The organism is Parcubacteria group bacterium (genome assembly GCA_016186325.1).
Classification (GTDB): Bacteria; Patescibacteriota; Minisyncoccia; order UBA10092; family UBA10092; genus JACPHB01.
Genome location: JACPLW010000005.1, coordinates 46073 through 58552, shown reverse-complemented (window position 1 = coordinate 58552; position 12480 = coordinate 46073). Strand labels below are relative to the sequence as shown.

Annotated in this window: 15 protein-coding genes and 1 tRNA gene; all 16 read left to right on the top strand. The window is 39.3% G+C overall.

Annotation, left to right across the window (positions count from 1 at the left end):
- Nucleotides 1-525, top strand: a complete 525-nt coding sequence (locus HYW79_01995) for a hypothetical protein (protein ID MBI2635293.1) — start codon at nucleotides 1-3, stop codon at nucleotides 523-525.
- 7 nt (nucleotides 526-532) lie between these two features.
- On the top strand, nucleotides 533-1078 hold the full coding sequence (gene pilO, locus HYW79_01990) for a type 4a pilus biogenesis protein PilO (GenBank protein ID MBI2635292.1): 546 nt from the start codon (nucleotides 533-535) through the stop codon (nucleotides 1076-1078).
- 2 nt (nucleotides 1079-1080) lie between these two features.
- Nucleotides 1081-1425, top strand: a complete 345-nt coding sequence (locus HYW79_01985; GenBank protein MBI2635291.1) for a hypothetical protein — start codon at nucleotides 1081-1083, stop codon at nucleotides 1423-1425.
- A gap of 11 nt (nucleotides 1426-1436) precedes the next feature.
- Complete coding sequence (locus HYW79_01980) at nucleotides 1437-3008, top strand: type II/IV secretion system protein (GenBank protein MBI2635290.1); 1572 nt, start codon at nucleotides 1437-1439, stop codon at nucleotides 3006-3008.
- A 42-nt stretch (nucleotides 3009-3050) separates the two neighbouring features.
- Nucleotides 3051-4118: a type IV pilus twitching motility protein PilT gene (locus HYW79_01975; GenBank protein ID MBI2635289.1), complete on the top strand. Its 1068-nt coding sequence runs from the start codon at nucleotides 3051-3053 to the stop codon at nucleotides 4116-4118.
- A 132-nt stretch (nucleotides 4119-4250) separates the two neighbouring features.
- A complete protein-coding gene (locus HYW79_01970) occupies nucleotides 4251-5483 on the top strand; it encodes a type II secretion system F family protein (GenBank protein MBI2635288.1) in 1233 nt (410 codons plus the stop codon).
- 33 nt (nucleotides 5484-5516) lie between these two features.
- Nucleotides 5517-6089, top strand: a complete 573-nt coding sequence (locus HYW79_01965) for a prepilin-type N-terminal cleavage/methylation domain-containing protein (protein MBI2635287.1) — start codon at nucleotides 5517-5519, stop codon at nucleotides 6087-6089.
- 30 nt (nucleotides 6090-6119) lie between these two features.
- The gene (locus tag HYW79_01960) at nucleotides 6120-6914 is read left to right on the top strand and encodes a prepilin peptidase (GenBank protein MBI2635286.1); all 795 of its coding nucleotides are present in this window, start codon (nucleotides 6120-6122) and stop codon (nucleotides 6912-6914) included.
- The gene (locus tag HYW79_01955) at nucleotides 6915-7349 is read left to right on the top strand and encodes a hypothetical protein (protein ID MBI2635285.1); all 435 of its coding nucleotides are present in this window, start codon (nucleotides 6915-6917) and stop codon (nucleotides 7347-7349) included.
- Nucleotides 7336-7962, top strand: a complete 627-nt coding sequence (locus HYW79_01950) for a prepilin-type N-terminal cleavage/methylation domain-containing protein (protein ID MBI2635284.1) — start codon at nucleotides 7336-7338, stop codon at nucleotides 7960-7962. Before HYW79_01955 ends, HYW79_01950 begins: the two co-directional genes overlap by 14 nt.
- Before the next feature lie 25 nt (nucleotides 7963-7987).
- The gene (locus HYW79_01945) at nucleotides 7988-8497 is read left to right on the top strand and encodes a type II secretion system protein (protein ID MBI2635283.1); all 510 of its coding nucleotides are present in this window, start codon (nucleotides 7988-7990) and stop codon (nucleotides 8495-8497) included.
- Nucleotides 8498-8513: 16 nt separating this feature from the next.
- Complete coding sequence (locus tag HYW79_01940; GenBank protein ID MBI2635282.1) at nucleotides 8514-9035, top strand: type II secretion system protein; 522 nt, start codon at nucleotides 8514-8516, stop codon at nucleotides 9033-9035.
- Nucleotides 9032-9370 carry a pilus assembly PilX N-terminal domain-containing protein gene (locus HYW79_01935; protein MBI2635281.1) on the top strand — a complete coding sequence of 113 codons (339 nt, stop codon included), beginning with the start codon at nucleotides 9032-9034 and terminating at the stop codon, nucleotides 9368-9370. The genes HYW79_01940 and HYW79_01935 overlap by 4 nt, the downstream gene beginning before the upstream one ends.
- Before the next feature lie 211 nt (nucleotides 9371-9581).
- The gene (locus HYW79_01930) at nucleotides 9582-10196 is read left to right on the top strand and encodes a hypothetical protein (protein MBI2635280.1); all 615 of its coding nucleotides are present in this window, start codon (nucleotides 9582-9584) and stop codon (nucleotides 10194-10196) included.
- A 1009-nt stretch (nucleotides 10197-11205) separates the two neighbouring features.
- On the top strand, nucleotides 11206-12375 hold the full coding sequence (locus HYW79_01925; protein MBI2635279.1) for a hypothetical protein: 1170 nt from the start codon (nucleotides 11206-11208) through the stop codon (nucleotides 12373-12375).
- Between the two features lie 15 nt (nucleotides 12376-12390).
- Nucleotides 12391-12462, top strand: a tRNA-Arg gene (locus HYW79_01920).
- Nucleotides 12463-12480: the final 18 nt, after the last annotated feature.

The following is a 12480-nucleotide window of genomic DNA, read 5'->3' as shown; positions in this document are numbered from 1 at the left end:
ATGGTAGAACTGGCAACACAAAAATCAAAAAGTTATACAATAACCTGGCGGTGGCCGCTTAGGGTTTCTTTGGTATTTTTTTTCTTGACTATTTCCGCGTTCATATTTTTTAGGGTTTATTTGTCCGGGATTGAGACGGATATAGTCAACATCAACAATCAAATAAAAGTTGAGGCGGCAAAAGTCAGCAAGGGCGACGAAATGACAATAGCAAACTTAGCCGATTCGCTTACCGCTTTTAGCGGCCTTGTGGCAAATCATAGTTATCTTTCTAAGATGATGGAACTTATCGGTTCGCTTACTTATTCAAAAGTAGTTTTCACTAAATTTGATGTTGATCGCGAAAAAAGCGCTATGCAACTTAAGGGTTCGGCGCAAAACTATACTGCTCTAGCCAAACAAATGGTGGCCTTGCGCGAAAACGAAAACGTCAAAAATTTGGAAGTGAAAGGCATTAATTTTGGAACAAGCGGTTTGGACTTTGAATTGGTAATGTTGCTTGATCCAAAAATATTTATTAGATAAAAACGGCATGAACATCAACATTTTTAGATATTTGATTTTTCCATTGGTCTTAATTCTTGTTGCCCTGGCAATAGGCTTTTGGGTTTTAATGCCGCTCTACGGCCATATCAATGCCGCGCTTGAAGTAAAAAAACAGAATGAAGAAAACCTGGCCGAAAGAAAAAAACTTACGGCAAATTTAGAGCGATTGATTGGTCAATATAATGAACGGAGCGCCGATATCGCTTCTTTTAATAAAGCCATTCCGGCGGGCCAAAATATCCCGGAGCTTCTCATAAACCTTGAAGCCCTGGCTTCGGAAACCGGCATGGAATTTTTGGGAGTTAATTTTAAACCAGAAGATTTTAAAAGCGAAAATATCAAGACATTGGTGATGGAAGTAAAAATTAAAGGATCGTATTTTGATTTTCAGAATTATCTCAAGGCTATGGAAAAGAGTTTAAGAATTTTTGATGTTGTCGGCATTTCTTTTGTTGGAGTGGGACCGGGTCAAATCGGTGCCCGGACCGATAACTTGGAATTTAATTTAATAATAAGCACTTACTATCAATAATTATGGTTAATATCCCCAGCACAATGTCATCAGGTACTTTTGGAGCTTTCAAACCTCCGGCATCTTCCAATAAATCTTACCTGTCTTATTTAATTGGGTTATTTGCCATTTTGGTTTTAGGAGCCGGCGCTTATTTTTTCTTTTATAAAGGAGTCGGCCTGTCTTTGAAAACCCCGATTATTTCGCCGGCGCCGGTTTTAAATCCTCTTGAATTAAAAGTTGGCGAATTACCGGGATTTCGTTTTGATGTTTTTGACGGCGATTTTTATAAATCGCTGAAAATTTACGGAGGACTTCCGATAATTGCCGACTCGCTTGGACGAGTCAATCCGTTTGTTCCATATTAAAAATTATAAACGTGGCGGAAAAGATAAAAATCGATAAGGAACAAAAAATATCGCCGGATGTTTTGGTTTTAATTCCTGAAGAAGCGGCTCAGTACTACAAAATGATCCCCCTGGCTCTTTCGGAGAATGTGCTGGATGTAGGCTTGGTTGATACCGGCGATGTCAAAGCGCAAGAGGCGCTTAATTTTTTAGCATCTCGGAATGGCCTGGTGGCCAGAGTTTTTAAGATTAGTGAAGACGATTGGTCTCAGTTGATAAAACAATACGCCGGTTTAAAAGAAGAAGTGGGCGAAGCTCTGGAAGGCTTAAGAAAAGAATTGGCCGAAGAAAGAATTAAACTGCCTGAAACAGTGTTGAAAACCGATAAGGTTGAAGAAGCGCCGATAATCCGAATGGTGGAGACAATCTTAAGGCATGGCATTGAATCAAAAGCATCCGATATCCACATTGAGCCATTGATGAAAAAACTTCGGGTTCGCTTCAGGCTTGATGGCGTTCTTCAAACCGTTGTGATATTACCGGTTGAAATTGCGCCGGCAATCGTTGCCCGCGTAAAAATTCTTTCCAACTTGAAAATTGACGAAACGCGGCGGCCGCAGGATGGCCGTTTTACGACAATGGCCGATGAAAGAGAAGTAGATCTTCGTGTTGCGGTATTGCCTACTGCCCGCGGCGAAAAAGTTACGATGAGGATTTTGGATCCGACCATCGGACTCCGGACCCTTTCGGAACTCGGCATTGTCGGCCGCAACCTTGAGGTTATTGAGAGAGGTATTAGGAAACCATTCGGAATGATTTTAATGACTGGCCCGACCGGTTCCGGAAAATCTACTACTATTTACGGCATATTGCAGATTTTAAATTCCGAATCGGTAAACATCGTAAGCTTGGAAGATCCGGTGGAATATTACATTGAGGGTGTTAATCAGTCGCAAATAAGGCCGGAACTGGAATACACTTTCGCTAATGGCCTTCGGCAGATTTTGCGGCAGGATCCAAATATTATTGTGGTCGGCGAAATTCGTGACGCCGAAACCGCCGGTTTGGCAACCCAAGCGGCTTTGACCGGGCATCTCGTTTTATCAACACTTCATACCAATGACGCCGTCGGTGTCATTCCGCGCCTTATAAATATGAGCGTTGAACCATATCTTATACCTTCGGCGCTAAATGTGGCCTTGGCCCAAAGGTTAGTGAAAAGGCTTTGTCCGGATTGTAAAAAAGAAGTTGAAGCGCCCGAACCGATAAAAAAAGTGATTTTAAACGCCATTGATTCTATGCCGGAAGAATCACGGCTGAAAATAAAAAGGGAAGAAGTAAAGATTTATAAAGCGGAGGGCTGTTCTAAGTGCGGCCACAAAGGAACCAGAGGGCGGATTGCCGTATTTGAACTTTTGGAAATGACGCCAAGCCTTGAAGAGATTATTATTTCGGGACCTACCGAATCAAAAATTACGGCCGAAGCCAAAAGGCAGGGGATGATAACGATGTTTCAAGACGGCATTAGAAAAGTTCTGGAAGGAGTGATAGGATTTAACGAACTTATTCTGGTGGTAAGCGCTGCCGAAGAACAGAAGACATAAAGATAAAATCTTGTTAAAATTCTAAATTATTTATTATAAAACATGCCAACCATCCAGCAGGAATTAGAAGATTTAATGTTAAGCGCGTTAAAATTCAACGCTTCAGACTTACATTTAAATACAGGATACAAACCGATTTTAAGGATTGACGGCGCTCTTACGCCGCTTGAAGAATTTTCAATTTTAACAGAAGAACATTCTGCCGATTTGGCTTATCTTCTTTTAGGCGAAAAAAAAGACGCATTTCTCGAAAGAAAAGAGATTGATTTTTCTTACAATTTTAAGGATAAAGCGCGTTTTAGGGTAAATGTATTTCTTGAAAAGGGCTTTACCAGCGCGGCTTTAAGATTAATTCCTTCAAAAATCAAAACTATTGAAGAACTAAACTTGCCGGCCGTAATCCATAAAATTTCAAAGCTAGAACAAGGGTTTGTTTTGGTTACCGGTCCATCCGGCCATGGTAAGTCAACCACCTTGGCATCTATCATTGACGAAATAAATAATTTACGCGCCGAACATATTATTACAATTGAAGATCCGATCGAATATCTTTTTATTGGCAATAAGTCTTTAGTTAATCAAAGAGAGGTAGGCTCTGATACTAAAAATTTTTATAATGCCCTTGCCTCTCTTCTAAGAGAAGATCCAAATGTTATAATGATAGGCGAGATGCGCGACCCGGAAACCATTGCGTCGGCTCTGACCGCGGCTGAAACCGGGCATCTGGTGTTTTCATCTCTTCATACCAATAGCGCCAGTCAGACCATTGACAGAATTGTTGATGTTTTTCCCGCGGACCAACAAAACCAAATACGCTCGCAACTTGCCAACGCGCTTTCGGGAATAATTTCCCAGCGGCTTCTTCCAAAAATTTCCGGAGGTCGGATACCGGCAACTGAAGTAATGTTTAGTAATAACGCCACTTCTAACCTAATTCGGGAAGATAAGGCCCATCAAATTGATTTGGTAATTGAAACTTCGCTAGAAAGTGGTATGATTTCTTTAAATCACAGCTTGGCGGAGTTGGTTCGTCGCGGTGAAGTGGCGCCCGAAACGGCGATGGCCTACGCCTCAAATCCGGCAGAGTTTCAAACGATGATTAGTCATTAATCCCCCACCCTTTCTAAATTTCGCTTTTTTAATTTGAAACTATGACTAAGAAAAAATATATTAAATTTAATGATAATTATTACAAACCTCAAACAAAGGTCGCGTTTAAAATTTATTTAGAAAGGGTGGGGGATGCCTAAATTCCAATACACGGCTAGAACGCCGGAAGGCAAAGTTGAATCTGATTTTGTCGAAGCGCCCTCACTTGAGGCGGCGATTTCTGTTTTACAAAATCAACACTTAATAATTACGGAAGTTAAACCGTTTGAAGAAGCGGAGGAACGGTTGACGCTTGCGCGATTAAATCAGATAGTATCTCTATTCTTCAGTAGGATAAAAACCGAAGACATTGTTCTTTTTACAAAACAGTTAGCGGTCTTGATTGCCGCTAAGGTTCCTTTGGTTCAGTCACTGAGAGTTTTGTCCAGGCAAATAGATAATCCTTATTTTTCTCAAGTTGTTGACGGTATTGCAAATGATGTTGATGCCGGAATGGTTTTTTCCCGAGCGCTCGCTAAGTATCCAAAAGCATTTTCAAATTTTTATATTCAGATGGTAAGATCCGGAGAGATTTCTGGCCGTCTTGAAGAGACGCTTGTCTACTTGGCGGATTACATCAGTCGCCAATACCTTTTAAACGCTAAGGCCAGGGGAGCCATGATTTACCCGGCTTTCATTCTTGCCGCTTTTATTTTAGTAGGTATGTTAATGTTAATATTTGTTATTCCGAATATAACTTCCATATTGGTGGAATCCGGCCAACAGTTGCCGCTTGTTACCAGAATTTTGATTGGCACCTCTAATTTTACTAAAACATGGGGGTGGATTGTTTTTCTTGCTTTGGGAATTTTAGGTTATTTCGGCTGGATTTCGATAAAAAAATCACCCGAATGGCATTATACGTTTGACGGTCTTAAGTTGCGTTTGCCCATTTTTGGAGCGCTTCTTAAAAAAATTTATTTGGCGCGATTCGCGGAAACATTATCAACTCTCGTGTCAGCCGGCATTGCCATTTCCCAATCTCTTGAAATAACTGCCGATGTTGTCGGGAACGCGGTTTATAAGCGCATTATCCTTGAAGCGAATGAGGCAGTAAGAAAGGGTAGTACCATCAGCGTTGTTTTTGCCCGACATTCCGAGATTCTGCCGATGGTCACTCAAATGATTTTAATTGGCGAACAAACCGGGAAAATAGATACGATTTTAAAACAAGTTGCAACTTTTTTTATAGAAGAGGTTAACCGCGCGTTTGACAATATCGTTAATCTTATTGAGCCGATTCTAATTGTTGTTCTGGGGGCGGGTGTGGGTATCTTAGTTGCGGCAATTCTTTTGCCGATATATAATTTAGTTAACGCATTCTAAAAAAGGTCGATTTAATCATTATTAAATAAATTTATGTTTATATTTAAAAAATCAAATAAAAAATACCCAACATCTATCTCTCCGGAAAAGCAAGCAGGATTTACTTTGCTGGAACTTTTGGTAGTTATCGGTATTATAGGCCTTTTGGCGTCTATTATTGTTGTTAATCTCACCGGCGCCAGAAAGAGGGCGCGAGACACCAAAAGAATTGCCGATGTCAGAACATTGCAAACCGCTGTAGAGGATTATTATGGCAAAAACGGCAAATATCCGACTGTATTGGGTAACTTAGTTACAAATGGCGAAATAGCAACATGGCCGCAAGATCCTTTGTCTCCTACAGGCACGGTTTGCACTGCCAATTCCGATAACTGTTATTGGTATGCGTATTATACGCCCGCTGGCACTATTGGCCCGCAGTCATATCATATTGGCACCAGTTTAGAAGACACTACAAGTTTACTTTTAAACCAGGATAGAGATTGTACTTCCACAACCGGTAGCGCCTGCCCTTATACAAGTGCCTACACCTCCGGATTTGCCGGTGCCGATACGGCAAGTTGTGGCGGCGTTGCCGGCAAGGCCTGTTACGATATTGCTCAATAAATCCTAAAGCGCGAAGCCTAAACTTGATCCATGTCTTATCTAGTTTTTATCTTGGGCTTAGTTTTTGGCAGTTTTCTAAACGTTGTTATTTACCGCTTGAAAAAACCCACCCTTCAACTGAAGAGTGGGTTTTTTGGCCGTTCAATGTGCCTTGAATGTAGAACCAGCTTAAAGTGGTATGATTTAATGCCTTTATTAAGTTTTTTGTACCTTCGCGGTCGTTGCCGGTATTGCCGTAAAAAGATTTCTTGGCAATATCCCACAGTCGAGATTCTTTCCGGTCTGATATGGATTTTAGTGTTCAGCAAGAATCTCGACAATTTCCAATTTCCAATTTCTAATTTCCAATTGCTGAATACATTTTATGAAATTTTAATTTTTTCAGCGCTTTTAGTTATCGCAGTTTGTGATTTTAAATGGAAAATTATTCCCGATAAAATCGTCTATCCGGTTACTATCGTTGTTTTTTTATATAACGTTTTTAACTCTTTCAAATTTCAAAATATTGAAATACTTGTTTGGCCGCTTTCAGTTGCCGTAATCGCGTTTTTATTTTTCTTTTTGCTTTTTTATTTTTCTCATGGCAAGGCTATGGGCCTTGGCGATGCCAAGCTGGCTGTTTTAATCGCTTTATTTTTAAATCCCTTATCAACTGCCGTTGCTTTAACGCTGGCTTTTATTTTTGGCGCCACATTTGGTATAATCTTAGTAGGGCTTGGCAAGAAGACCCTAAAAAGCCAAGTTGCTTTCGGACCGTTTTTGGTTACAGGCGCTATTATCGCTTTTTTTCTGTCGGATTTAATATTAAGCTTTATCATTTTTTAGATGACTAACATAAAAAAACAAAAAAATAACGATTATTTTTTAATGCTAAGCGCCGTCTTGCTTTTAACTGTCGTTGGTTTTGTTGTCGGCTTTTCTCTTAAAAAAGAGTTAATTGTCCCGGTGGCCGATCAGCTAAAAATGGAAATTATTGGCAGTGTAGTTTTAACGATTGATTTTGGGAACGGTAAAATAAGAAGTTTTGAGGGCGACATAGTCAAAAACGAAACGCCGATTGACACGCTAATTCAAGCATCAAAGGCCGGAGATTTTTCTTACAGGCTTGATGAGAAAAGCAATCTTTCGGCCATTGAAAGCTTTGTTAAAAACAGTGAAAAATCATGGTATTGGTATTTAAACGGCAAAAAAATGTTAAAGCCGTATGAAATCTTCCTGCAAGACGGCGATAAAATCTCAATAATATATGAGTCCCGTTAGAAATCTATTTCCATTTTTCTCAGTTTTAAGAGTAAAAATAATTACTGAACTTAATAACGAATTGATTAATCAATATAAAATTTCTAACGGGATGAGTAAAGGATTCACTCTTATTGAAATTATGGTTGTTGTTTCCGTCATTGTTGTAATTTCTGCCATCGTTATTTTTAATATTGGACTCGAAAAGCAAAATTCGGCGCTTTTTCGTTCGGCTCAAAAACTATCTTTGGATTTACGTCGCACCCAATCTTTTGCGCTTTCATCTAAAAATTATAAAACTAGCGGCATTCCCTGCGGCTGGGGCGTTCACTTTACGGGCGCTAATTCAACAAGTTACATCATTTTTGCCGATTCGGCGGTCTTGCCTGATTGTTCGGATAGAGATTTCATAAGAGCCGCCAATGGCACCGAAGATTTTGAGACGATAAATTTGGAATCAGGGATTAAAATAAGCAGTTTAAGCGGTAATTTGTCGGATGCGGTTTTTACGCCACCCGATCCAATCGTAAGATTTACCCCAGATCAAGCTTTAGTAACTATAGTTTTAATGAATAAAAACTCCGCAACACGGAAAGTAAATGTTAATAAAGCCGGTTTAGTTTCTTTTCAATGATTTTTTAGATGTATCGGCTAAATTTATGAAAAAAATAAGTCAAGATTATTTTATAAGTAACAAAAAAGAATCAGGCTTTACTCTGCTTGAAACAATTGTGGCTACGGGCGTTATTGTAACAGCGCTTGTTTCATCGTTAACACTTATAAACAGCTCGTTAGTTTCGGCGTCAAATTTTGGTGATCGGCTGGTAGCCTCTAATTTAGCCGCAGAAGGCATAGAAGTCGTAAGAAATGTAAGAGATAATAATTGGCTTCAAAACTTATCATGGAATAACGGTTTATTGAACGGAGATTATAATGTTGCCTATAATTCGCTTTCGTTAAGTCCCTATAATGACGTATTCCTTAGGCTTAATAGTTCAAATGGCGTTTATGATTATTCGGCCGGAAGCAGTCAAACGATTTTTAAACGAAAAATTTCAGTCCTAAACCTTTCAAGCTATGAAATAAGAGTTATTTCTACTCTAAGCTGGCAAAGAAGAAATCAGTCGTATTCCGTTGTCATTGAGGAACATTTATTTAATTGGAAATAATGATTTGTCTAACGTTATGAAGTTTTTAAGTAAAAAATTTAAAAAAAATACGGCAGAAAAAGGCTTAACTTTAATAGAGTTAATGGTTGCTACCGGCATATTCGGTTTGATTGTAACCGTTGTTTTGGGGATTTTTATTTTAGCGACAATTAACCAGCGGCGCATTATTGCTTTGCGCAACGTTGGCGATAATGTTCGTTTTACCATTGAATCAATGGCACGGGAAATCAGAACCGGCAAAAATTTTGGCGGGAGCGTTAATTCTCTTTCATTTACAAACGCCAGGGGTGAATCGGTTATCTATCGGCTAAACAATCGAATCATTGAAAAATCCTCCAATGGGGGGTCTAGTTACTTTTCAGTGGTTGGGTCGGAAGTAACGGTTGATTATTTAAATTTTTATTTAATAGGACAGACGGCAGGAGACGGCTTGCAACCTCGAGTGACAATAACAACCGGTGTTACAAGTAAGGTCGGCAATCAATCTGTTAACTCCAAGATTCAAACTACAATCAGTGAAAGATTTATACAATCATGAAAGAAATAAATAAAAATCAATCAGGCATCGCTCTTATTTTGACGGTTGTCATTTCCTCCATTGTTTTATTGGTCGCGGGTTTAATTGCCAATATAGTTGCTACTCAGGTAAAACTAGCCAGCGATACAGGAGACTCAACCATTGCCATCTATGCGGCCGATTCCGGGATTGAATGGCAATTATACCAAATCAGAAAGGGCGCACCAGTTCCGTCGCCAACAATGTCTAATGGTGCTTCAATTTCGACAACTGTGACCGGTAGTTATCCAAACTTTACTATCAAGTCGCTGGGATCATACGGCCTGGTAAAACGACAATTTGAAGTTAGTTTCTAAATATAATAGCTCCGACTTCGCAAATCGAATGTTGGAGTTGTCCACAGATCCGGCGATACGGAGCTTTCATTTTTTGGTATAATAAAAAAAGGACTTATTTCATATCGCTCTTACGATAAGATTTTTCAGATATTTCAGCCATTTTATTAAGATATCACAACTGCCTAAATTGTATAAACTGCTTAAAATAACTATATTAATTTAGGATCTTATGGAAACCAATGATTCTGTGAAATATTTATCGCTTAAAACAGCGGCCCAGCTTTACGGCTATACTCGCGACCATTTGGGCTTAATGATTCGGCAAAACAAGCTCAAGGGTAAGAAATTGGGTAGTTATTATATTACAACCAGTGAATGGGTTCTTGAATATATTAAAAAATATTCTGACCCCAATCATTCTACGGCTAAAAATAAACTTTCAAACCAGTTTATATCAGATGCGCTATCTTCGAAAAAAGAAATAAAATATGTCCAAAAACACGAAAATGCTTTTCAAAAAAGCGAAAATCTTTTACAAAAATACAATGATTCCTCAAAAATAATAAAAAGTCCCGGCCTATCTAACAAAGAAAAATCGAGCGCCTCTTTTATAGAGGCGCCGAAAAACTGGCTACAGAAAGAGATTTTAAAAGAACTGTCAAGCTTGCAAGAAGATGAGACTCTTAAAATGAAAGAAAAATTCCAACCCGATACCCGCCAAGAGAAAACGTTTTTTCTGCCTTTTGAACCGCCATATTTAATTTTACCGATACGAAAAATGGAAAATGCTGAAAGAGAGCAAATTCTTAATCTGCTGGATAGTAACGAAAAAGAAGCTGCTTAAATTTAAGTGACTGCTTTCCACATTTCTACTCCGTCATTAGGCCATGTGTTGCCATCTAAGCGGCTACCATGGCTAAATTTTATCTGCCAGCCGGGCGGATAGAAGTTATCATGTCGCGACGTTTATTATAGCCGAATTTAATATTTTTTCGCCCGCCTATATCATTCTTGGAAATAGCAAAGAAATAACAAATAAATCATTTTCCTCACGTACTTCTATCGTCAGAATATATTTATTCTCTCGCTTTCCTCGCTCCCCGCAGTTGCGGGATGCTCGCTCAGGGATTCGCGCTCGCTCGTCCCGCTTCGCGGGACACCATGCCCGCTTCGCGCTCATAACCCCGCTCGAGAACAAATATATCCTGCCTCAAAAAATAACTGAGCCCGAATTCACTTGTTTTTGAGTGGAGAAATGATAAATAAATTATTTTCCGAAACTTATGAAAGCGTTTTAGCATGGTCCCCGCCATGGCGGGGTAAAACGCTTTCATCGGACAGCGAGCGAAGAGCTGGCGGAGCGAGCGCGCGAGCCCCGTACAACAACAAGTTGTATACGGGGCGAGGAAAATGAATTATTTATTATTTATTTCCATGTTTATATGCTGTTAACAGAATGTTTAAAGATTGTTAAGAAGATGTTATTAAGTCTGATGCAAGGTCGGACTTCGATTCTTGCTTTGCCCCGCAAAGCGGGGCCCCTTCCCGGTAAGCGACATGTTGGAGTTATCCACAAGTGGTGGATTTACTTTAAAATCAAAAAATCGTGTCAAGGCCTCGCCGGTGGAATATTCTAACTTATAAAATAAAGGCCTGGTTAGATTTTTATTTTATTTACACATAACGCAGGATTTTGCCTCATTAAGGCAAATGTAGCGCGATGTGACTTAATGATTTAGTTGTTTCTTATGGTCACAACGACCTTGGTGATTAATGCTTATGATTCTTCTTATTCACAGTCCGATTGTCAGTGAGAGTCGCGGCCAAATTGATTTTCGTTGTTTTTTTAAGTTATGATGGGTGCATCTTTTTTGGTGAACATTGTGATGATTAATAAACTTGATAAAAATTTTTGGTTAGCGGTTTTTGCTCTTGTCGGCACTACTATTGGCGCCGGCATTTTTAGTTTGCCATTTGCCTTTTTTCATTCAGGATTTTTAATTGGATTTTTTGAATTAATTTTACTAGTTTTAATGGTATTGATAATTCAAGAGATTCTGGGAGAAATTGCATTAAGGACTAAAGGAAGAAAAAGATTGGTTGGATTTGCTAAAGAGTATTTAGGAACGAGATGGGAGTGGGCTGTTAAAATTTCCGTTTTATTGGGGAGCGCCGGCGTGTTGCTTGTTTATATAATATTGGGCGGCGAATTTCTTGCTTTGATTTTTAACAAAAGCGCTTTCTGGGGTTCATTAACCTTTTTCTTTTTTTGGTTTTTCGCGGTTTTAGCCAGACCGAAAATCTTTGGTCGGGCCGAATTTTTCGTAAGTTCCATTATAATTTTTATAATCGTTATAATTTCATTACTGGGCGCCGGTTACGTAAATCCAGAAAATTTTAAAGAGATAAATATAAAAAATTTATTATTGCCTTACGGCATCATATTATTCGCCATTACGGGCTACGCCGTGATACCGGAGATGGAAGACATTTTAGGAACTACGAAAAATAAATTAAAACGAGCAATACTTTATGGAACGCTGATTCCGCCAATTATTTATTTGGCTTTTATTTTTATCGTTGTCGGCGTTTCCGGTTCTCTTACCTCCGCTGATGCCATATCTGGTTTGGCGCGCGCTCTAAACTCCGGAAGCATTTTATTTCTTGGATCGCTCTTGGGCCTTCTCGCTATTGCCGGCGCCTCGCTAAGCCATGGCGTATATTTTAAGGAAACTTTATGGTATGACTTTAAACTAAATAAATGGCTCGCCTGGCTTCTGACCGGCTTGATCCCGATATCTTTATTTTTATTGGGCGCTAGAAATTTTATAACTATAATCGGTCTTATTGGGGCGGTGTTTTTTGGTTTTCAAGCAGTTACGGTTTTATTGATTCATAAAAAATCAAAAACGTCGGAAATAAAACCGGCTTACGAAATTAACTTACCAAATTTTACTTATTATGCCATCGGATTGTTTGCGGTTTTGGGAGCAGCGCTTGAAATCTGGTATAACGTTTTTTGAATCCGTTCTTTATAAGTCCCTATAGCTCAACGGATAGAGCGCAGCCCTCCGAAGGCTGAGATCGAGGTTCAATTCCTCGCAGGGACGCTAATGTGTTAGAATAAA

What these genes read in the sequence shown, in the direction of transcription:
- HYW79_01975 (MBI2635289.1), top strand. Translation starts at nt 3,051, where the DNA reads ATGCCAACCATCCAGCAGGAATTAGAAGATTTAATGTTAAGCGCGTTA.
- HYW79_01930 (MBI2635280.1), top strand. Translation starts at nt 9,582, where the DNA reads ATGGAAACCAATGATTCTGTGAAATATTTATCGCTTAAAACAGCGGCC.
- HYW79_01950 (MBI2635284.1), top strand. Translation starts at nt 7,336, where the DNA reads ATGAGTCCCGTTAGAAATCTATTTCCATTTTTCTCAGTTTTAAGAGTA.
- HYW79_01940 (MBI2635282.1), top strand. Translation starts at nt 8,514, where the DNA reads ATGAAGTTTTTAAGTAAAAAATTTAAAAAAAATACGGCAGAAAAAGGC.
- pilO (MBI2635292.1), top strand. Translation starts at nt 533, where the DNA reads ATGAACATCAACATTTTTAGATATTTGATTTTTCCATTGGTCTTAATT.
- HYW79_01965 (MBI2635287.1), top strand. Translation starts at nt 5,517, where the DNA reads ATGTTTATATTTAAAAAATCAAATAAAAAATACCCAACATCTATCTCT.
- HYW79_01925 (MBI2635279.1), top strand. Translation starts at nt 11,206, where the DNA reads ATGATGGGTGCATCTTTTTTGGTGAACATTGTGATGATTAATAAACTT.
- HYW79_01960 (MBI2635286.1), top strand. Translation starts at nt 6,120, where the DNA reads ATGTCTTATCTAGTTTTTATCTTGGGCTTAGTTTTTGGCAGTTTTCTA.
- HYW79_01970 (MBI2635288.1), top strand. Translation starts at nt 4,251, where the DNA reads ATGCCTAAATTCCAATACACGGCTAGAACGCCGGAAGGCAAAGTTGAA.
- HYW79_01945 (MBI2635283.1), top strand. Translation starts at nt 7,988, where the DNA reads ATGAAAAAAATAAGTCAAGATTATTTTATAAGTAACAAAAAAGAATCA.
- HYW79_01955 (MBI2635285.1), top strand. Translation starts at nt 6,915, where the DNA reads ATGACTAACATAAAAAAACAAAAAAATAACGATTATTTTTTAATGCTA.
- HYW79_01995 (MBI2635293.1), top strand. Translation starts at nt 1, where the DNA reads ATGGTAGAACTGGCAACACAAAAATCAAAAAGTTATACAATAACCTGG.
- HYW79_01985 (MBI2635291.1), top strand. Translation starts at nt 1,081, where the DNA reads ATGGTTAATATCCCCAGCACAATGTCATCAGGTACTTTTGGAGCTTTC.
- HYW79_01935 (MBI2635281.1), top strand. Translation starts at nt 9,032, where the DNA reads ATGAAAGAAATAAATAAAAATCAATCAGGCATCGCTCTTATTTTGACG.